Below are 17,688 nucleotides of genomic sequence, written 5' to 3' on the forward strand. Positions count from 1 at the left end.
ACTTGGGCTCGCTCTCTTCCGATCGAAGGTGCTTCTTTATTGTGTTGCGAGCCAGGCCTGTACGCCTTGAGATCTCGCGGATGGACATCTGATCCCGCAATGCCCAACGTCTGATGACATTCAATGTCGCCACGTCTATCACTCCTAAATTCCCCCTGCTTTTAAAACAAGCAGGGTAGTGCCTACGTGGGTCAGTTTTGGATGGAAATTACTGCGATAAGTGGATCAGATTTCGACGGAATTCAACACGCACGCTCTATTCGACAGACAATCTTTTCGTCTATTAGAGGCTTAACGTATACCTTGAGGCGATTAACCGGATCAGGTTCAGTAAAAAGAACGCGCAGCTGATACACATAATTCGGACTAATCGGTTTTATCCGAATTGTTAGCTTTTCGCTCGGTTCGTTGGTCTCAGGACAAAGATCACCTGGGCATCGTTGATTGGCCAATGGGTGTACCAAAAGGTTGGACTCGATGGCCGTTGTTTCTTGTTCAACATGATTCAAGAGACTAATTCGTTGAATCAATCCTCTTTCTACCGAGAATGTCAGTGGAAGCGACTCCGGCATTTTCCCAAAAGAGTAAATCCGAACTATTGGCGCCTCGCTACCTTTTTGACTAACGTCTACAACAGCGATGCACTGCGACAGCCAACCATTTACTATGCTTTCAATGGTGGCCTGACTAAATGCAAGTATCGGCATGACTACTAGTACGGTCACAACCGCCACCGCTACGCCCAATTTGCGAAGCCATTTTTTTCGGACTAAGCGCTCAAAGAGTTTCCGCATAGGAATTGCTTTTTTAACACTGAGAAATGATTCACTCCCATATCAACTCGAAAACCAGAGAGTTGTGAGGCCAGACAACAATGAAGTCTAAGCTTCATTGAAACAAATAGCCTCCCGTATATAGAGGAGATCAAGCATTGCCTTTACTCGCTTCGCCACCTGCGGCCGAGCGCGGATCGCATTCAATCCGGAAGTTGCTGCTGCCCTGGCAGGTCGATTCGACGGACTCTTCAGCGACATTGACCGAAAACTATATCGGCCTGCCGCTTTAAGTCCGCGCGCATTTCCTGGTTTGGCGTTTGGCTAGGCGCCGCCCGCTGCAGCGATCGCCTGCCGGGCCCACACCAGCAGCTGCGCCGGGTCATCGAGCAGCTCCGCAGGCGCGGCGTAGTACTTGCGCACCTGCACCACACCGTTCTTCGTTGAGTAGCTGAAGGGCCTGGAGCCCTTCTTCTCATACGCCGGCCGCGAGGCGTCATCCACCCGGAAGTACAGGGTGTTGCCCATGACCATGGCGAACTGTTTGCCACCGTGCTTCATCGCATGGCCGCCAAAGAACTTTCCATCGCGGATGTCTCCCAATGGCACCAGTAGCTCCTGCACATAACGGACGAATTCGGCGCTGGCGCTCATGCTGCCCGCCCGGCTGCAGAGATTTTTTGTTTGATTTTCATGAAGGCCATTATGGCGATGGCCGCCTGCCGGCCGTCAGGCATTGCGGGTCATTGAAGGTGGCCGGATTGGCGCGGTCACAGGGAATGCTGCAATTGCCCGCACCCCGGCAAGCCGATTTGACGGACTCCTTGGCGGTTTGTTCCCAGTTGATATCAGCGCAGGCGCTGAGCAGGGCGACCAGGGCCGCGGCGATGGCAAGACGTTTCATGAGGAAGCTCCGAAGCAGTGGATCAGGTGGCGTCGTCCGGCCGGGAAACCAGCAGGTCCCCCGGCTGGCAGTCGAGAAATTCGCAAATGCGCATCAGCGTGTCAAAACGCACGCCCTTGACCTTGCCCTGCTTGAGCAAGGACAGGTTGGCTTCGGTGATGCCGACATACGCGGCCAGGTCTTTGGACCTGGCCTTGCGTTCAGACAGCATCACATCGAGTTTGACGACGATGGGCATGCGGTGAGCGACGAAAGAGTCAGACGAACTGCGCGTTCTCTTCGGCCAGTGCCACTGCCCGCGCCATCACGGCGGCGATTTGCCAGACCATGCCGGCAAACAACAGCGTCAGCAGTTCATTGCTGCCCATGCCCAGGGACAGCGCACGCTGGCCGGCCGGTGCGCCGGATGTCAGCACCAGGGTGATCAGCGTTGACGACACCACACTGGCCACCACCGACGCAAAAATACCGGCAGCAAAACCGCGAAAGTATTTGACAGTGCGCACACTGAAATATTCGGCCTGCGAAAAGCCGGAGAAGCAGCGCATGGCACACACCAGGCCATACGACGCGCAGCACACCGGCAGCACGCCCAGCAAGGCGGCAAAGCTTTTTTGGGCCAGCGTGACGTCAAGCGCAGCGGCTTGCGACGCCGACAACACAACCCCGGCGCGCAACAGCAGACTTTCAACGGGCGTACTGAGCAGGTGGTAAGCCACCGCCAGCGGCAATGCCACCGCCAGCAAGGCACAAGCCCAGGCCAGCACGCTGCTAATACCCTGGACATCCGGCCCGGCGGGGGTCATGGGAGTTGCCGTATTTTTCAAGGGAGCACCTCTTTGCCTTGTTTAAAGGCCTTCAGTGTCTCAGAATAATTGCTGTAAAACAATAATTAATAGTCATAAAACAGAAATTCCCTTCCCAACCAGCTGACCGGCAATGACACCCGTGAGGCCGCCGCTCAAGGGTTTGAGGTAAATTGCCCCCAACAGCCGCCCGGTGCCCGACGCTTTGCGGCCCCTGCCCGTTCACAGTGACCTCCATGCAGCCCTCACCCTCCAAACCCGCCCCCATCCGCAAAACAGCCTCCCCCACCAAGGCGGTCCAGCCGATGCAATCACTCAAAGGCGTGCGCGTGCTGAGCCTGGCGCTCAACCTGCCGGGCCCGGCCGCCCTGATGCGCTGCCGCGAAATGGGCGCCCGCTGCGTGAAGCTGGAACCACCGCCGCACGAAGGCGCGCCGGCCGGCGCATCGGGTGACCCGATGAAGCTCTACAACCCCACCGCCTATGCAACCCTGCATGCGGGTGTGCGCACCGCCACGGCCGACCTGAAAACCGGACGCGGCCAGGCGCTGCTGCACCGTGAACTGGCCAAAACCGACGTGCTGCTCACGTCGTTCAGGCCGGCGGCGCTGGCCAAGCTTGGGCTGACCTGGAAAGCACTGCACAAACAGCACCCGCACCTGAGCCAGGTCGCCATCGTCGGCAGCCCGGGGGAACGGGCTGACGAGCCGGGCCACGACCTGACCTACCTCGCGCAGAACGACCTGATCACCGGTGTGGATTTGCCCGCCACGCTGTACGCCGACATGGGCGGTTCACTGATGGCCAGCGCGGCCGTGCTGCAGGCCGTGATGCAGCAGCGGGCAAAAGGCAAGGGTGTCTTTCTTGAAGTGGCCCTTTCCGGCGCGGCGGCCTACCTGGCCCTGCCCCGCGCCTGGGGACTGACCCAGCCCGGCGCTGCTGTGGGCGGCGGGCATGCGGGCTACCGCGTCTACCGATGCAAGGACGGACGCGTAGCGCTCGCCGCGCTGGAGCCGCACTTTGCTGCAAGCCTGTGCGCGGCGGCCGGCGTGGCGGCCTCCAGCATGAAGGCCATGTTTGCGCCCGCCACGCATGCGGCGATCGAGGCCTGGCTTCTGGGCAAGACGCGCAGGGAGCTGGACAAGCTGGCGCAGGACCAGGACATCCCGCTGCACTCGCTATCAAATTAGGAGCTGCCTGCGCTCGTCCTTATTGATCAAACGGTCGATTTGATGCATGAACCAGATGCGCCGGCGCCTTTTACGCATCAATACAGGGTGGAGGCGGCCGGCAACCTTTGCCAGCGCTGCCCCAGCAACACCTGCCTGACAAAACCGTACAGGGCCCACAGCAGCAGCAAGGGGATCACCAGCGTCTGCAGCACAAAAATCACGATGAGCCGGATGATGTGTTCGGTGGCTTGCTCGGCCGCCCGCTTGAGGCTCTCGAAGTGTTTTGTCACGTCACCGTTCTTTGCCAGCCAGTCTTTCAGGCTGTCCACCAGGCCGCGGTTGTCGGGGGCTGCGGCGGCCGGCGAATTGAGCTGGCCGGCCTTGCCGGTGGCGCTGTCGATCAATTGCTGGCTGGCGGCGTAGTCGGCCGCCAGGAATTTTTGCCACAACATGTCGGTGCCCAGCGTGACCACCGGAACCGCAAAGCGCAGCATCAGCAGGATCACCAGCAGCCTTGACAGCCACAAAGGCACCTGCGGCCTGCGCAGGTAACACCACCACCAGCCCAGCACCGTGGCACTCAGCGCCAGCGATACCGGCCAGTAGCTGCCGATGCTGATCAAGGCTTTCTGAACGCCGAAGGCCACGCTGGCCGCCAGCATCAAATGCGAAAACTGCTCCACCAGGTCGTTGACAGGATCCAGGATTTGCCCCGGCGCAAACGTGACACCCACGCCAAAAGGCTGCACCGACGCTTCGGTCCCCTGCGCCACCGAAATCACGCCGTTGAGCAGCCTGGCCGTGGCAAAACTCAGCAGCGCCCTTTTCAGGCCGGCATCCACCTGCCGCATGGCGGGCGCATCCAGCGGCGCCAGCCATGCACAGGCCAGCACGGCGGCCATGGTGAAAGCTGCAAGTGCTTTGCGGGCAATGTCCATGGTGTCTCCAGAAGGTGTGAATGAAGGCCGGGGCCAGTAGAAGGCCTGAGGCCTGGCGGCTTGCCTCCACTTATCTTGCCAGAGAACCACATCACATGCGGCCGTAACTACCCTCTCCTGCTGACTGCAAGAAGTCCATGACGTAAAACCGCGTCATGCGACGGTCTTCTCGCCGGCGGCTCCCTCAGGCCGCAGGTATTCACGCACCATGGCACGCGCCCGGTGGATGCGGCTTTTGGTGGCCTCGCGGGTGAGCTGAAGGCGCCGCGCGATTTCGGTGATGGTGAGCTGCTCCATGTCGCGCAGCAAAACCACTTCGCGGTACATCAGCGGCAAGGATTCCAGTGCCCGGACCAGGTCGATGCGCAGTTCGTCCTGCGGCATCTGCGCGAAGTACTTGTCCTTGTCGTAGTCGGTAAGCGCCTGGGTGCCGCGCATCAGCGCAAGCGCCGGCAGCATGCACAGCCGCGCGATGATCTTGAACATCCAGCCGCCCAGGGCTGCGGCGTCACGCACGGTGCCGACGCGGCGGTAGATGATGATGAGCGCCTCCTGCACCACGTCTTCGATGGCAGAGCCGCGGTGGCACTGGTAGCGGGCGTAGCGGCGGGCATCGGGCTGCAGCTGCCGCAGCAGCGAGGCCAGCGCGGCCGGGTCACCGGCCTGCGCTGCGGCAAAAAGGGCTATTTCAATGGCCATCACCAAGGGCCCGGCTTTTCCAGCTTGCGGCCCACCATGGCGCAAGCCGGGCAAAAACCCAACAGCCCTGTCAGCACCGTGACCACGCCGGCGCAGGCCATGAGCAACCCGAGTGGCGTCACACCCAGCACCAGCAGGCCGCAAACGGCCATCAAGGCACCGGACACGCCACGCGCCCAACGCTCTTTGGGCCCCACATTTTTGCGATAGAACATGAAATCTCCTTTGGCTGCCGTCAAAAACGCGGCATCGCTGCAAGGAGGGGTCATGCGGGCAAAAGGATTCACGTTGGGGAAAATATTGTTGGAATATTTGCTGGAATATCGTTCGAATGAAGAACCGGCCAAGCTTAGCCGGGCATGCCGGAGCTGCCGGGCTACTAATTCGCGCATTCCGGGGCTATCAATTCGATAGCTGCTCGCGCATGTTCCTATTGGGTCAGAAGCCAATTTCGTCATAAAAAAGGCTCCATCGGAGCCTTTTTACCTCGAAATGCCTGCGTTGGCAGCGCCTAGCGGCCCTTGCGGCCACCGGGCTTGCCACCGGCGCCCTGCGCCAGCGGCGGCAGGCCGGTGTGGCGGGTCAAGAGGCGCCCCTTGACCACCGGCGAAGCTTTCACCGTGGCGGCCGTGCCGGTCGAGTTCTTGCGCCGCGCGCTGGTGTAGCTGCCGTCGGTCATCGGCTGGAAGGTCGGGATCAAATGGTGCTTGCCGTTGCCGATCAAATCAGCGCGGCCCATGGCCTTGAGGGCCTCGCGCAGCACCGGCCAGTTGTTGGGGTCGTGGTAGCGCAAAAAGGCCTTGTGCAGGCGCCGGCGGCGCTCACCGCGCACGATGTCCACCGTCTCGCTGTCGCGCGTGATCTTGCGCAGCGGGTTCTTGTTGGTGTGGTACATCGTCGTGGCCGTGGCCATCGGGCTTGGGTAAAACGTCTGCACCTGGTCGGCGCGGAAGCCGTTTTTCTTGAGCCAGACCGCCAGGTTCATCATGTCCTCGTCGCTGGTGCCCGGGTGGGCGGCGATGAAGTACGGAATCAGGAACTGCTTCTTGCCGGCTTCGAGGCTGTACTTGTCGAACATCTGCTTGAACTTGTCATAGCTGCCGATGCCGGGCTTCATCATCTTGGTGAGCGGGCCCTGCTCGGTGTGCTCGGGCGCGATCTTGAGGTAGCCGCCCACGTGATGGCTGACAAGCTCTTTCACGTACTCGGGGCTTTGCACGGCCAGATCGTAGCGCAGGCCCGAGCTGATGAGAATCTTCTTCACGCCCTTCAAGGCCCGCGCGCGGCGGTACATCTTGATGAGCGGGTTGTGGTCGGTGTTGAGGTTCGAGCAGATGCCCGGGTACACACAGCTCGGCTTGCGGCAGGCGGCTTCGATTTCGGGCGACTTGCAGCCGATGCGGTACATGTTGGCAGTGGGACCACCCAGGTCGGAGATCGCGCCGGTAAAACCCTTGACGGTGTCGCGGATCGCCTCGATCTCGCGGATCACGGAGTCTTCAGAGCGGCTCTGGATGATGCGGCCTTCGTGCTCGGTAATCGAGCAGAAGGTGCAGCCGCCGAAGCAGCCGCGCATGATGTTCACGCTGAAGCGGATCATCTCCCAAGCCGGGATCTTGGTGGCGCCGTCATGGCTGCCGTTTTCGTCGGCGTAGCGCGGGTGCGGTGAGCGCGCGTAGGGCAAATCGAAGACGTAGTCCATCTCGGCCGTGGTCAGCGGGATGGGCGGCGGCGTGATCCACACGTCGCGCGCCGTGGCACCCTCGCCGTGGGCCTGTACCAGGGCGCGGGCGTTGCCGGGGTTGGTTTCGAGGTGCAGCACGCGGTTGGCGTGGGCATACAGCACCGCATCGCTCTTGACCTGCTCGTACGACGGCAAACGAATAACGGAGCGGTCGCGCGGCGGAACCTTGATCTTGCCTTGCGCGGTGTGCACCGTTGACGGCAGTTTGGGGTTGGCGACGAAAGTCAGCGGCTTGATGGCCGGGTTGGCTGCAGCGGCAGGCTTGGCTGCCTTGGCGACTACAGGCGAGCCTTTCGCTTCAGCCTCAACCGCGACTTCAGCCGCTTCGTCTTCCCGCGCGCAGGTAGCGCCCTGCTCGCGCGCCTGGTCGGAAATCATCAGATACGGGTTGACATGCGCTTCGACCCGGCCCGGCGCATCCACGCTGGTGGAATCGATTTCAAACCAGCCGTTGGCGGTTTCGTCGCCGCTGCGGCGGATAAAGGCGGTGCCGCGAACGTCGGTAATGCTGGCCACCGGCTCTTTGGCGGCCAAGCGGTGGGCGATTTCGACAATCGCGCGTTCGGCGTTGCCGTAAAGCAGCAGGTCACATTTCGCATCGACCACTACGCTGCGGCGTACTTTGTCGGACCAGTAGTCGTAGTGCGCGATGCGGCGCAGCGAACCTTCAATGCCGCCCAGGATGATAGGCACGTCTTTGTAGGCTTCGCGGCAGCGCTGTGAATACACCAGCGCCGCGCGGTCGGGGCGTTTGCCGCCGATGTCGCCGGGGGTGTAGGCGTCGTCGCTGCGAATTTTGTGGTCAGCCGTGTAGCGGTTGATCATCGAGTCCATGTTGCCGGCGGTCACGCCGAAGAACAGGTTGGGCTTGCCCAGCACACGGAAAGGTTCGGCGCTTTGCCAGTCGGGCTGGGCGATGATGCCGACGCGAAAGCCTTGCGCCTCCAGCATGCGGCCAATGACGGCCATACCGAAGCTCGGGTGGTCTACATAGGCATCGCCCGTGACGATGATGATGTCGCAGCTGTCCCAGCCGAGCGCGTCCATTTCGGCCCGGCTGGTGGGCAGAAATTTGGCCGTGCCAAAGCGGGCCGCCCAGTACTTGCGGTAACTGGTGAGCGGCTTGGCTGCGCGCGTAAAGAAGGAGACGTCGACAGGAGCGTTCATGGGCGTTTGGGTAACCCTCCATTGTAAGGTTTACCCTGAGTTTTGCCTCTTTATTCGGCATTTAAGCCCTACAAATGCCTTCCCTGAGCACATTGGGGATCAAAAGTGGCTGTACGGCCACGGATTGCGCCTTGCCGTCCGACCCCAATCAAGACCTAGCCATGCTGCTCGCGGCTGTCCGCTGGCGCCTCGTCACGCTCATTCAGCCCGTAGTCACGCAGCACGTGGGCCACGCGCAGGCGGTAATTCTCAAACACGCCGCCGCGCCCGCGGCTTTGCGCCTTGCGGTGGGACTCGAGACGGCGCCATTCCAGCACCGCGGCTTCATCCCTGAAAAATGACAGCGACAGCAGCTTGCCGGGATTGCTCAGGCTTTGAAACCGCTCCACGGAGATGAAGCCATCAATTTGCTCCAGCTGCGGCTTGAGCGCTGCGGCGATATCAAGGTAGGTTTGCATGTTGCCCTCGGCGGGCTGCACTTCAAAAATGATGGCGATCACGTGGGGCTTTCAGTCTGGTATCAGTCAGAAAAAACGGGGATGCGGGCGTTCATGGAAGGTCGGTAGTTCCAGCCTTCCGGTTTCGGCAACTGCAGCCTGCCTGAATCCAGCAAGGCCTGGACGGCCGTGGTAGCGACGGTGCAGGCCAGCGCCTGGCCGGGGCACTGGTGCGCGCCCCGGCCAAAACCGGGCACCTCACGGCTCGCGCGGTCCAGCAAAAACCGGTCGGGCTGCGGGTTGCACAAGGGGTCACGGCCGGCGGCCGCCAGAACCACCAGGATGGCATCACCCGCCCTCAGGGAAACCTCCGCCACCTCTGTTGCCTCTGCCACAAAACGGCGCGTATTGTGGATGGACGGGTCGTGGCGGCTGACCTCGTTCACCATCTGAAGCAGCTTGCTCCTGTCCTGACCCACTGTTTCGGCCAGGCCCGGTTGCGTGGCCAGGGCCACCAGGCTGTTCCCGACAAGGCCGGCGGTCGCCTCGCAGGTCTGCGACAGCAGGCCGACCAGGTTGGCGAGCAACGCTGCAGCGTCATGCCAGCCCGCCTTCTGCGCTTCCAGCCGGACACGGGCAACGGCGCTCTCCGGGTTTGCCTCCGCCTGCACCAGCGCCGAGAACCTTGCCAGCAAGGCTGCTGCGGCGTCACCCGCCGCAGCCAGTTGCTCCGGCGTGCTGAGCGGCGAGAGGCAGGCCACAAAGTCGCGCGTCCAGCCCGCAACGCGCGGCAGCTCGGCCTGCGCAAAACCCAGGGCATCGGCGACTGCCATCACGGGCACGTCAAAAGCCCAATCCGACAACGCTGCCCCGCGCAGGGGTTCGCCACCCGTGGCTTTCGCCCCAATCAACCCGGTGCGCTCGCCAACACGGTCCAGATCCAGCGCGGCCAGAAAACGCTGCAAGGCCAGTTTGGGTGCGTCGTGCCGGATGCCGTCGTTCATGCGAACCAGGTGGCCGAACACCTCACCCGCCGCCGACCCGACGATGGCCTGCGGCACGGGCTCAGCCGCAGGCCGTACGCGGCACGCCGGGTTGCGCAGCACGGCATTGACCGCTGCCGCACTGGTGGCGACCCAGAGCTTGCGTGCTGCGTCAAACACCAGCGGCGGGCCGGCCACCAGCGCGGCGTAATAAGGATAGGGGTTGGGGTGGCTGGGTGCCGCAAGAATGTGTTCGGGATGCATGCTGCCATTCTTGCGCAAGGGCTGACCGGGTGCTTCGTCGCGGAGCGAAGTGTTGGCAGTTGCCCCGCCGGGTCCTCCTGTGGGGACATGGACACAGCCAGCCGGCAGGGTTAAAGAGCTCCGAAGCCGCTATTGGGGGGATTTACCGGCCCTGAAATGCTAAAAACCAGCATTTCTAGCATGAAAAGCGCCGCCAGCCCTTATTTAACAAGCGCGAGCAGCTATCAACTTGATAGCAAAATGCACCTGCAACACAAGGTGCTTTACAGACCCCTGACCGGCAGCACCTGCCCACGGCATTCGCCAAAACCAATCCGCCGGAAGCCTTCACGCGCGCAGCTTGCACGCAGGATGACGGCGTCCCCGTCCTGCAGGAAGGTACGCCTTTCGCCATTGGTTAAGGTCAACGCATTCTTGCCGCCCGAGCTCAGCTCCAGCAGCGAGCCGGCCTGTTCCGGCGCCGGGCCTGACAGCGTGCCAGAGCCCAGCAAATCGCCCGGCTGCAGATTGCAGCCGTTGACGGTGTGGTGCGTGAGCAGCTGCGCCACCGTCCAGTAGGCGTCGCGAAAGTTCGACTGCGACAGGCGCTCGGGACCCTGGCCGGCTTCCCGCATGGCCTCGGTCTCTAACCACACTTCCAGCGCCACATCCATACTGCCCAGGCGGCGGTTGCCCTCCGAGTCCAGGTAGGGCAATGGCTGCGGGTCGCCTTCGGGCCGCACAAACGGTGCGCGAAACGGCGCCAGCGCCTCCATCGTGACGACCCACGGCGAAAGGGTGCTGGCAAAGTTTTTGGACAGGAACGGGCCGAGCGGCTGGTATTCCCAGGCCTGCACGTCACGTGCTGACCAGTCGTTCAGCAGCACCATGCCAAAGGCATGTGCTTCAGCCTGAGCCATGGCGATGGGTTCGCCCAGCGCGTTGCCCTGCCCCACCAGCACGCCGAGTTCCAGTTCGTAGTCGAGTCGCTGGGTGGGCCGCAACGCGGGCGCTGCGTCGTCCGGGCCTTTGGTCTGGCCCGGCGGGCGGGGAACGGCCTGGCCGCTCACGCCGATGGACGACGCGCGGCCGTGATAGCCTATGGGAACCCACTTGTAGTTGGGTAGCAGCGGTGCGTCAGGCCGAAACAACTTGCCCACAGTGGTGGCGTGGTGGATGCCAGTGTAGAAGTCGGTGTAGTCGCCGATACGGCAAGGCAGGTGCAGGGTCACCGAATCCTGGCGGGACAAAAAGTTCTTCCACTCAGTTTGCTTTGAGCTGCCCTCTGCGAGGCCTCGCGAGATCGCAGCTCTCAGCGCGCTCGTCGTCGCCGGGCTCTGGGCCATCAACTCATTCATGTCACCGGTATCGAGCAGCCCGGCCGCCCGAACATCCAGCACCTGGTCGCCAACGGCTACGCCAATCTTCCGCTCCCCGTCCGGCCCATGGCTGTAGGTGCCAAATGGCAGGTTCTGGATCGGAAAGTCTGTTCCCGCGTCATTCGCAGATGCGACCCAGCTGCGCAGCTCAGGGTCGTGGGTGGCGTTGAGTGACTGGTTCATGCGCGTCAGCCCTTGAACTGGTCTTTGAGCCCGGCCCAGCAACTGCTGTAGCCGGCATCCAGTGCTCCGCCTTCCATCGCATAGGCTGTGGGGATGAAGCGGTAGCGGCTTTCAAACATGAAGGCCAGCGTGTTGTCCAGTTTGTGCGGCGCCAGCGCGGCAGAGCTGGCTTTCTCGAAGGCTTCGGTGTCGGGCCCGTGCGGCACCATGCAGTTGTGCAGCGATGCGCCGCCGGGCTTGAAGCCTTCCGGCTTGGCGTCGTACTGGCCATAGACCAGGCCCATGAACTCGCTCATGAGGTTGCGGTGGTACCAGGGCGGACGGAAAGTGTTCTCGGCCACCAGCCAGCGTGGCGGAAAGATCACGAAGTCGCAGTTGGCCGTGCCCGGCGTGTCCGAGGGCGAGGTCAGCACGGTGAAGATGGACGGGTCCGGATGGTCGTAGCTGATGGAGCCGATGGTCATGAAATGGGCCGTGTCGTACTTGTAGGGCACCAGGTTGCCGTGCCAGGCCACCACATTGAAGGGGCTGGCGGCTTGCCTGGCCGACCACAGGCGGCCGCCGAATTTCTTGACGATCTCAAAGCCGCCCTTGGGCGCAGGCGCGCTGTCGAACGCCGCCGTGGGCGCCAGGAAATCACGCGCATTGGCCAGGCCGTTGGAGCCGATGGGGCCGAGCTCCGGCAGGCGAAAGTGCGCGCCGTAGTTTTCGCAGACGTAGCCGCGTGATGCGCCGTCAGGCAAGGCCACGCTGAAGGCCATGCCACGCGGCACCACGGCGATTTCCCCGGGGTTGACATCCAGGATACCCAGCTCGGTCGTCACCACCAGGCGGCCCTGCTGCGGCACCAGCAGCATCTCGCCGTCGGCATTGACCAGCGCGCGCTGCGACATGGAACGGTTGCCGACATACACTTGCGCGGCCATGCCCGTCTGCGCTTCGGCGTCGCCATTGGCGGCCACAGTGCGAATGCCGTCCACAAAATCCAGCGGCTCGGGGGGAATGGCGAATGGATTCCAGCGCAAGGGATCGGGCGGCACGGCGCAGCCACCCGCCGCGCCGGTTGTCCACTGCGGCTGTTCATACGGCTTGTAGCCACCTGTCATCACAGAAGGCTGGCGGCGGTACATCCAGGTGCGGCGGTTCTCGGCGCGCGGCGCGGTGAAGGCGGTGCCGGAAATCAGCTCGGTGTACAGGTCATGCGGCGCACGCTGCGGGCTGTTGCGCCCTTGCGGCAGCGCGCCGGCAACGGCCTCGCTGGCAAATTCATTGCCGAAGCCGGACTGGTAATGCAAGGTGTTGGTGGTCATGGATGTTTCTCCCCGGAGTCTGCAATGTTCAGCAATGTTCAGTTCGACGAATCGACGCCATCATTTTTCGGCATCTCCGGGCCCACCACCGCTGGCCTTGGCCTTCTCGATCAGCCTGTCGAAAAAATCGCTGAGCTGCGTGCGCTCCGCCGCGCTCAGCACGCCAAAAATATCCTGGTTGCGCTGGTCCACAACGTTCATGGTGCGCTGCCATGCTTTCTTGCCTTTGGGGGTGAGGGTCAGCACCACGCCGCGCCCGTCCGTCGGGCTGGCGGCCTTGACGACCAGGCCCTGATCGACCAGCGACTGGGCCGCACGGCTGGCCTGGCCTTTGTTCAGATTGGCTTTTTGCGCGAGGTCGTTCACCGACAGCGGTGCGAAGGTGCCCACGGCCGTGAGGCAGCGGGCATCACTCATCGACAGGCGCGCATCCGCCACATAAGCACGCTGGCTTTCAATATCCGTCAGCTTGTGCAGAAGGTGCAGGCGGTAGGTCAGGGTTCTGTCGAGCTTGATCATGTAGCGACCGGGTAAATTTATGGTTGCGCCCGCAACTATAAACCGATCCGGTTGCGCCCGCAACCATTTATCAAGACAGACCCGAGGACCCTCTCGGGAGGCCCTAGTTACGCACCATCGTCATCTGGCCGCGCACTTCCCCTGCGGGATAAGCGGCCGTGTGGATGTTGGCATACCAGCGGCCGGCCATCAGGTCGGCGGCCTGGGCGGCCGTCAGCGTGGCGCTGCCGTCCATGGGGCTGCGGATGGGGCTGGCCCACCCCAAAGCAACACCGGCATTGGCGCCGATGGCGGCCGGGCCATGGAAGTGTCCCGCAGTCGCCGGGCCGGTCAAACGGGTGTAATTGACTTTCCAGCGCAGCAGGTTGGTGCTGGTATCGAAAACGGCATCGACCGAGCCGCTACCGATGCTGGCATTGGCGGGCACCTCATTGGCGCCGCGAAGCTGTGTGGTGAAGGCGACCAGGCTGGATTGCTTGTTCATCACGCCGCAGCCCGTGATGGCAGCAGCGGCTACGGCCATCGCGGCAAGGGAAACTCGGGTGGCGGTGCGGCGTGAAAGCATGGGTCGGCTCCTTGAAAAGTTGCTGCCGATTGTGCGTGCTGCACGCGGGTCAAACCCGTAGGACAAACCCCATGCGAACAGTCGGTTCCGGACGACGCCCGTACCCCATCGCACACCGACACGCCTGCGTGCACGCGGGCCGGAGACTGGCCTGATCGTTGTGGCCTGCACTCCCTCAGGCCAGCCCGCAATCATCAGCAGAAAGACTCACACCATGGCATCGCGCGTTTTATGGAAAGGGGCCATCAGTTTCGGCCTGGTTCACATCCCCGTAGCGCTGCATTCGGCCACCTCGGAGAGCGGCATTGACTTCGACTGGCTGGACAAGCGCAGCATGGACCCTGTGGGTTACAAGCGCGTCAACAAGCGCACGGGCAAAGAAATCACCCGGGAAAACATCGTCAAGGGCGTCGAATACGAAGACGGCCAGTACGTGGTGCTGTCGGAAGAAGAGATCAAGTCGGCCTACCCCAAGACCACGCAGACCATCGAGATCGAAAGCTTTGTGCCCAACACCGAGATCCCCTTTGTCTACCTGGAACGCCCCTACTACATCGCGCCCATCAACAAGGGCCAGAAGGTTTACGCGCTGCTGCGCGACACCCTGCTGAAAACCCAGCGCGTGGGCATCGCCCGCGTCATCATCCAGACCAAGCAGCATCTGGCCGTGTTGGTGCCCTCCGGACCCGCATTGATTCTGAACCTGCTGCGCTGGGGCGCAGACATCCGTTCGCTGGAAGAGCTCAACCTGCCACCGGTGGGCGCCAAGGCGGCGGGCCTGACCGACAAGGAGCTCGCCATGGCCAAACAGCTGGTGGACGACATGACCGGCAAGTGGAAGCCCGACCAGTTCACCGACTCCTTCAAGGACGACATCATGGCGCTGGTCAAACGCAAGGCCAAAGCAGGCAAGCTGGAGAATGTGGTGCAGCCGGAGGAAGAGGAGACCGAAGGCCGCTCCAGCGCCAAGATCATCGACCTCACCGAGTTGTTGCAGCGCAGCCTGCGCAAAGGCGGTGGCGAAGCACCCAAGGCCAAAGCAGCAACCACGACCAAGGCGTCCACCAAAACCCCGGCACGCAAGAAAACCGCAGCCAAATCGGCCCCGCATGCGCCCGCGAGGCGGCGCGCCGCCTGAGTGCCGGCCGCATGAGCCGACGACATGGGCGCCCGCGACCTGCTGAAGAACTACCGCTCCAAGCGTGACTTCGCGCGTACGCCGGAGCCCGCTCACGGCGGCGCCCGCTCGGATAAAGCCCTCAGCTTCGTCATCCAGAAGCACGACGCGAGCCGACTGCACTACGACTTCCGTCTGGAATTGCAAGGTACCCTCAAAAGCTGGGCCGTTCCCAAAGGGCCCAGCCTGGACCCGTCCGTCAAGCGCATGGGCGTGCATGTAGAGGACCACCCGCTTTCCTACGCCGGTTTTGAAGGCAGCATTCCGGCCAAACAGTACGGCGCGGGCGACGTGATCGTTTGGGACCGCGGCTTGTGGACGCCGATCGGCGACCCGGTGAAGGGGTTCAAAAGCGGAAAACTCAAATTCGAGCTCCACGGCGAAAAACTCAAGGGCTGCTGGACCTTGGTGCGCATGCACGGGCGAGGCGACGAATCCCATGAACCCTGGCTGCTGATCAAAGAGCACGACGAGCATGCCCGCGCCGAAAAAGAGTTTGACGTACTCAAGGCGCTGCCCAACAGCGTGCTCTCGGGCAAGCCTCTGCCGCGCGACACCGCGCCCACCAAAGCCGTGAAGAAAGCGCTGGCGGAACCTGCCAAAAAATCACGGGCCAAGGCACGCCCGAGCCGAGCTGATGCCAGCATTCCGGAAGGCGCCACCAAAGCCAGGCTGCCGGAAACCCTGACCCCACAATTGGCCACGTTGGTCACGCGCCCGCCTGCCGACCGTGAGGGCTGGATCTATGAAATCAAGTACGACGGCTACCGGCTGCTGGCGCGCATTGACGGACGGTCGGTTCGCCTTTTCACGCGCAAAGGCAACGACTGGACGGACAAACTTTCCAAGCTGGCAAAAGCCGTGGCCGCGCTAGAGCTGCCATCGGGCTGGCTCGACGGCGAGATTGTGGTGATGAACGAGCACGGCCTGCCCGACTTCGGCGCACTGCAGAACGCGTTCGACCACGCCAGCACAGCCAGCATTGTTTATTACGTGTTCGACATGCCTTTTTTCGACGGGCTTGACCTGCGCCAGTTGCCGCTGGCGCAGCGCCGCGAAGCCTTGTGCACAGTAGTGACCCGCCATCCACAGGAAAGCATCCGCTTCAGCGATGCATTCGAAGAATCGCCGCAGAACCTGCTGGCCTCGGCCCGCCGCGTCGGGCTGGAAGGCGTCATCGGCAAGCGTGCGGACTCTGCCTATGTGTCGCGCCGTTCGCCCGACTGGATCAAGCTCAAGACCCAGTTGCGCCAGGAATTTGTGATTGGGGGTTACACCGCACCCAAAGGCTCGCGCATCGGATTGGGCGCATTGATGTTGGGCGTCCACGATGAAGAAGGCTCGCTTCAATACGCCGGGAATGTCGGCACCGGCTTCAACGACGAGGTGCTGGACACGCTGAAAGCCCGTCTCGAAAAAATTCACACCGATCGCAGCCCGTTCGCAAAGCTGCCCGCCGGTGCCAAAGGCCAATGGGTCAAGCCGCGATTGCTGGCCGAAGTGGCGTTTGGGGAGTGGACGCATGGCGGGCATATCCGCCACTCCGTCTTCCAGGGCTTGCGTACCGACAAACCCGCCACAGGAATCCTTCGTGAAAAACCCGCCGCGCTGGCAGGCGGCAAGAAAGGCACCACCGTGAACCCCGCCAAAAAAACCGCATCCGAAAAACCTGCCGCGAAAGAAACCCTGAAACCCGCCGCAAGACAGGCCGGGAAGGCGCCTGCCAAACCCCTTCCTGCGGCGCTGAAATCCTTGCGCATCACACATGCAGACCGGGTGATCGACAACAGCACCGGCTTCACCAAACAAAACATGGTCGAGCACTACGCACAGGTCGCGGCATTGATGATGCCGCACCTCAAGGGCAGGCCGACCTCGCTGGTACGCGCGCCCTCGGGCATAGGCGGCCAGCTTTTTTTCCAGAAACATGCCGAAACCACATCGATCCCCGGCATCAAGCTGCTGGATCCTGCGCTGGATCCCGAACATGATCCGCTGCTGGAGATCCCCTCCCCCGCTGTCCTGCTTGCGGCCACGCAAGTCAACGTGATCGAGTTCCATACCTGGAACGCCACCACGCGCGCCATCCACAAGCCCGACCGCATGACGTTCGACCTGGACCCGGGTGAAGGCGTTGCTTGGCCGCAGGTTCAGGAGGCCGCGCAGCTGGTCCGCGCTTTCCTTGACGAACTGAAACTCGCGAGCTTCCTCAAGACCAGCGGCGGCAAAGGCCTGCACGTGGTGGTGCCGCTCAAGCGGCAATACGATTTCGACACCGTGAAGGATTTTTCGCATGCCATCGTGATGCACCTGGCCGCCGTGATCCCCCGGCGCTTTGCCGCCAAGAGCGGCCCTAAAAACCGCATCGGCAAGATTTTTCCGGATTACCTGCGCAATGGATTTGGCGCCACCACCGTCGCGGCGTGGTCCATGCGTGCCCGGCCGGGCCTCGGCGTGTCCGTCCCTGTCGATTGGGATGAACTGGCCTCGCTGACCGGCGGCGCACATTGGACGGCGCAAACCCTGGGCGGGCGCCTGGCCATCGGCAACCAGCCCTGGGAGGCTTACGAGGCATCACGCAACGGGCTTGCCAGCGCCATGAAGCAACTCGGCGTCAAGACACCACCGGCCGCGAAATAGCCCTCACGGCGGCTCTGCGTGGGTTGTCGTTGCCCTCCTACAGACCGAA

Annotated in this window: 18 protein-coding genes; 3 read left to right on the plus strand and 15 right to left on the minus strand. The window is 62.5% G+C overall.

The genetic code is table 11. The annotated features are described in order from the left end of the window. Window positions 1-242 precede the first annotated feature (242 nt). The 5 genes from AC1DYR_RS00005 to AC1DYR_RS00025 all read right to left on the minus strand — a co-directional run bounded on the left by AC1DYR_RS00005 (window position 243) and on the right by AC1DYR_RS00025 (window position 2,504). Entirely contained in the window at window positions 243-794 is a 552-nt protein-coding gene (locus tag AC1DYR_RS00005) for a hypothetical protein (protein ID WP_477703286.1), read from the minus strand. A 303-nt stretch (window positions 795-1,097) separates the two neighbouring features. Continuing rightward, window positions 1,098-1,427 (minus strand): TfoX/Sxy family protein, encoded by a 330-nt coding sequence (locus tag AC1DYR_RS00010; protein WP_477703287.1) that lies wholly within the window; start codon window positions 1,425-1,427, stop codon window positions 1,098-1,100. Between the two features lie 49 nt (window positions 1,428-1,476). After that, window positions 1,477-1,677, minus strand: coding sequence for a hypothetical protein (locus AC1DYR_RS00015; protein ID WP_477648716.1), 201 nt, complete (start codon window positions 1,675-1,677; stop codon window positions 1,477-1,479). Window positions 1,678-1,699: 22 nt separating this feature from the next. Continuing rightward, window positions 1,700-1,915 (minus strand): helix-turn-helix domain-containing protein, encoded by a 216-nt coding sequence (locus AC1DYR_RS00020; protein ID WP_477703288.1) that lies wholly within the window; start codon window positions 1,913-1,915, stop codon window positions 1,700-1,702. A gap of 19 nt (window positions 1,916-1,934) precedes the next feature. After that, the gene (locus AC1DYR_RS00025; protein ID WP_477703289.1) at window positions 1,935-2,504 is read right to left on the minus strand and encodes a DUF2975 domain-containing protein; all 570 of its coding nucleotides are present in this window, start codon (window positions 2,502-2,504) and stop codon (window positions 1,935-1,937) included. Between the two features lie 284 nt (window positions 2,505-2,788). Here AC1DYR_RS00025 and AC1DYR_RS00030 point away from each other — a divergent pair, with 284 nt between their 5' ends. Then, window positions 2,789-3,673: a CoA transferase gene (locus AC1DYR_RS00030; RefSeq protein WP_477703290.1), complete on the plus strand. Its 885-nt coding sequence runs from the start codon at window positions 2,789-2,791 to the stop codon at window positions 3,671-3,673. 77 nt (window positions 3,674-3,750) lie between these two features. On the opposite strand, the gene AC1DYR_RS00035 is transcribed toward AC1DYR_RS00030, so the two are convergent. From AC1DYR_RS00035 to AC1DYR_RS00080, 10 genes are all read right to left on the minus strand, one after another. After that, window positions 3,751-4,593 (minus strand): hypothetical protein, encoded by an 843-nt coding sequence (locus AC1DYR_RS00035; protein WP_477703291.1) that lies wholly within the window; start codon window positions 4,591-4,593, stop codon window positions 3,751-3,753. 153 nt (window positions 4,594-4,746) lie between these two features. After that, complete coding sequence (locus AC1DYR_RS00040) at window positions 4,747-5,292, minus strand: RNA polymerase sigma factor (protein ID WP_477703292.1); 546 nt, start codon at window positions 5,290-5,292, stop codon at window positions 4,747-4,749. Then, window positions 5,292-5,507, minus strand: a complete 216-nt coding sequence (locus AC1DYR_RS00045) for a YgaP family membrane protein (protein ID WP_477703293.1) — start codon at window positions 5,505-5,507, stop codon at window positions 5,292-5,294. Before AC1DYR_RS00045 ends, AC1DYR_RS00040 begins: the two co-directional genes overlap by 1 nt. Window positions 5,508-5,803: 296 nt before the next feature. Then, entirely contained in the window at window positions 5,804-8,203 is a 2,400-nt protein-coding gene (locus AC1DYR_RS00050; RefSeq protein ID WP_477703294.1) for a YgiQ family radical SAM protein, read from the minus strand. 155 nt (window positions 8,204-8,358) lie between these two features. Continuing rightward, window positions 8,359-8,703, minus strand: a complete 345-nt coding sequence (locus tag AC1DYR_RS00055) for an antibiotic biosynthesis monooxygenase family protein (RefSeq protein WP_477703295.1) — start codon at window positions 8,701-8,703, stop codon at window positions 8,359-8,361. A 20-nt stretch (window positions 8,704-8,723) separates the two neighbouring features. Next, window positions 8,724-9,887, minus strand: coding sequence for a cytochrome P450 (locus AC1DYR_RS00060; protein ID WP_477703296.1), 1,164 nt, complete (start codon window positions 9,885-9,887; stop codon window positions 8,724-8,726). A 263-nt stretch (window positions 9,888-10,150) separates the two neighbouring features. Beyond that, a complete protein-coding gene (fahA, locus tag AC1DYR_RS00065; RefSeq protein ID WP_477703297.1) occupies window positions 10,151-11,428 on the minus strand; it encodes a fumarylacetoacetase in 1,278 nt (425 codons plus the stop codon). Between the two features lie 5 nt (window positions 11,429-11,433). After that, a complete protein-coding gene (gene hmgA / locus AC1DYR_RS00070) occupies window positions 11,434-12,738 on the minus strand; it encodes a homogentisate 1,2-dioxygenase (RefSeq protein ID WP_477703298.1) in 1,305 nt (434 codons plus the stop codon). A 60-nt stretch (window positions 12,739-12,798) separates the two neighbouring features. Further along, window positions 12,799-13,257, minus strand: a complete 459-nt coding sequence (locus AC1DYR_RS00075; protein ID WP_477703299.1) for a MarR family winged helix-turn-helix transcriptional regulator — start codon at window positions 13,255-13,257, stop codon at window positions 12,799-12,801. A 103-nt stretch (window positions 13,258-13,360) separates the two neighbouring features. After that, window positions 13,361-13,822 (minus strand): CHRD domain-containing protein, encoded by a 462-nt coding sequence (locus AC1DYR_RS00080; protein ID WP_477703300.1) that lies wholly within the window; start codon window positions 13,820-13,822, stop codon window positions 13,361-13,363. Between the two features lie 214 nt (window positions 13,823-14,036). On the opposite strand from AC1DYR_RS00080, the gene ku reads away from it, so the two are divergent. After that, window positions 14,037-14,960 (plus strand): non-homologous end joining protein Ku, encoded by a 924-nt coding sequence (gene ku, locus AC1DYR_RS00085; RefSeq protein ID WP_477703301.1) that lies wholly within the window; start codon window positions 14,037-14,039, stop codon window positions 14,958-14,960. A gap of 24 nt (window positions 14,961-14,984) precedes the next feature. After that, complete coding sequence (gene ligD / locus AC1DYR_RS00090) at window positions 14,985-17,639, plus strand: DNA ligase D (RefSeq protein WP_477703302.1); 2,655 nt, start codon at window positions 14,985-14,987, stop codon at window positions 17,637-17,639. The last annotated feature ends 49 nt before the right edge of the window (window positions 17,640-17,688 follow it).

This window comes from Polaromonas sp. P1_F9, assembly GCF_056405615.1.

Coding starts and splice junctions, on each gene's coding strand:
- AC1DYR_RS00005 (WP_477703286.1), bottom strand. CDS start 794: ATGCGGAAACTCTTTGAGCGCTTAGTCCGAAAAAAATGGCTTCGCAAA.
- AC1DYR_RS00010 (WP_477703287.1), bottom strand. CDS start 1,427: ATGAGCGCCAGCGCCGAATTCGTCCGTTATGTGCAGGAGCTACTGGTG.
- AC1DYR_RS00015 (WP_477648716.1), bottom strand. CDS start 1,677: ATGAAACGTCTTGCCATCGCCGCGGCCCTGGTCGCCCTGCTCAGCGCC.
- AC1DYR_RS00020 (WP_477703288.1), bottom strand. CDS start 1,915: ATGCCCATCGTCGTCAAACTCGATGTGATGCTGTCTGAACGCAAGGCC.
- AC1DYR_RS00030 (WP_477703290.1), top strand. CDS start 2,789: ATGCAATCACTCAAAGGCGTGCGCGTGCTGAGCCTGGCGCTCAACCTG.
- AC1DYR_RS00035 (WP_477703291.1), bottom strand. CDS start 4,593: ATGGACATTGCCCGCAAAGCACTTGCAGCTTTCACCATGGCCGCCGTG.
- AC1DYR_RS00040 (WP_477703292.1), bottom strand. CDS start 5,292: ATGGCCATTGAAATAGCCCTTTTTGCCGCAGCGCAGGCCGGTGACCCG.
- AC1DYR_RS00045 (WP_477703293.1), bottom strand. CDS start 5,507: ATGTTCTATCGCAAAAATGTGGGGCCCAAAGAGCGTTGGGCGCGTGGC.
- AC1DYR_RS00050 (WP_477703294.1), bottom strand. CDS start 8,203: ATGAACGCTCCTGTCGACGTCTCCTTCTTTACGCGCGCAGCCAAGCCG.
- AC1DYR_RS00060 (WP_477703296.1), bottom strand. CDS start 9,887: ATGCATCCCGAACACATTCTTGCGGCACCCAGCCACCCCAACCCCTAT.
- fahA (WP_477703297.1), bottom strand. CDS start 11,428: ATGAACCAGTCACTCAACGCCACCCACGACCCTGAGCTGCGCAGCTGG.
- hmgA (WP_477703298.1), bottom strand. CDS start 12,738: ATGACCACCAACACCTTGCATTACCAGTCCGGCTTCGGCAATGAATTT.
- AC1DYR_RS00075 (WP_477703299.1), bottom strand. CDS start 13,257: ATGATCAAGCTCGACAGAACCCTGACCTACCGCCTGCACCTTCTGCAC.
- AC1DYR_RS00080 (WP_477703300.1), bottom strand. CDS start 13,822: ATGCTTTCACGCCGCACCGCCACCCGAGTTTCCCTTGCCGCGATGGCC.
- ku (WP_477703301.1), top strand. CDS start 14,037: ATGGCATCGCGCGTTTTATGGAAAGGGGCCATCAGTTTCGGCCTGGTT.
- ligD (WP_477703302.1), top strand. CDS start 14,985: ATGGGCGCCCGCGACCTGCTGAAGAACTACCGCTCCAAGCGTGACTTC.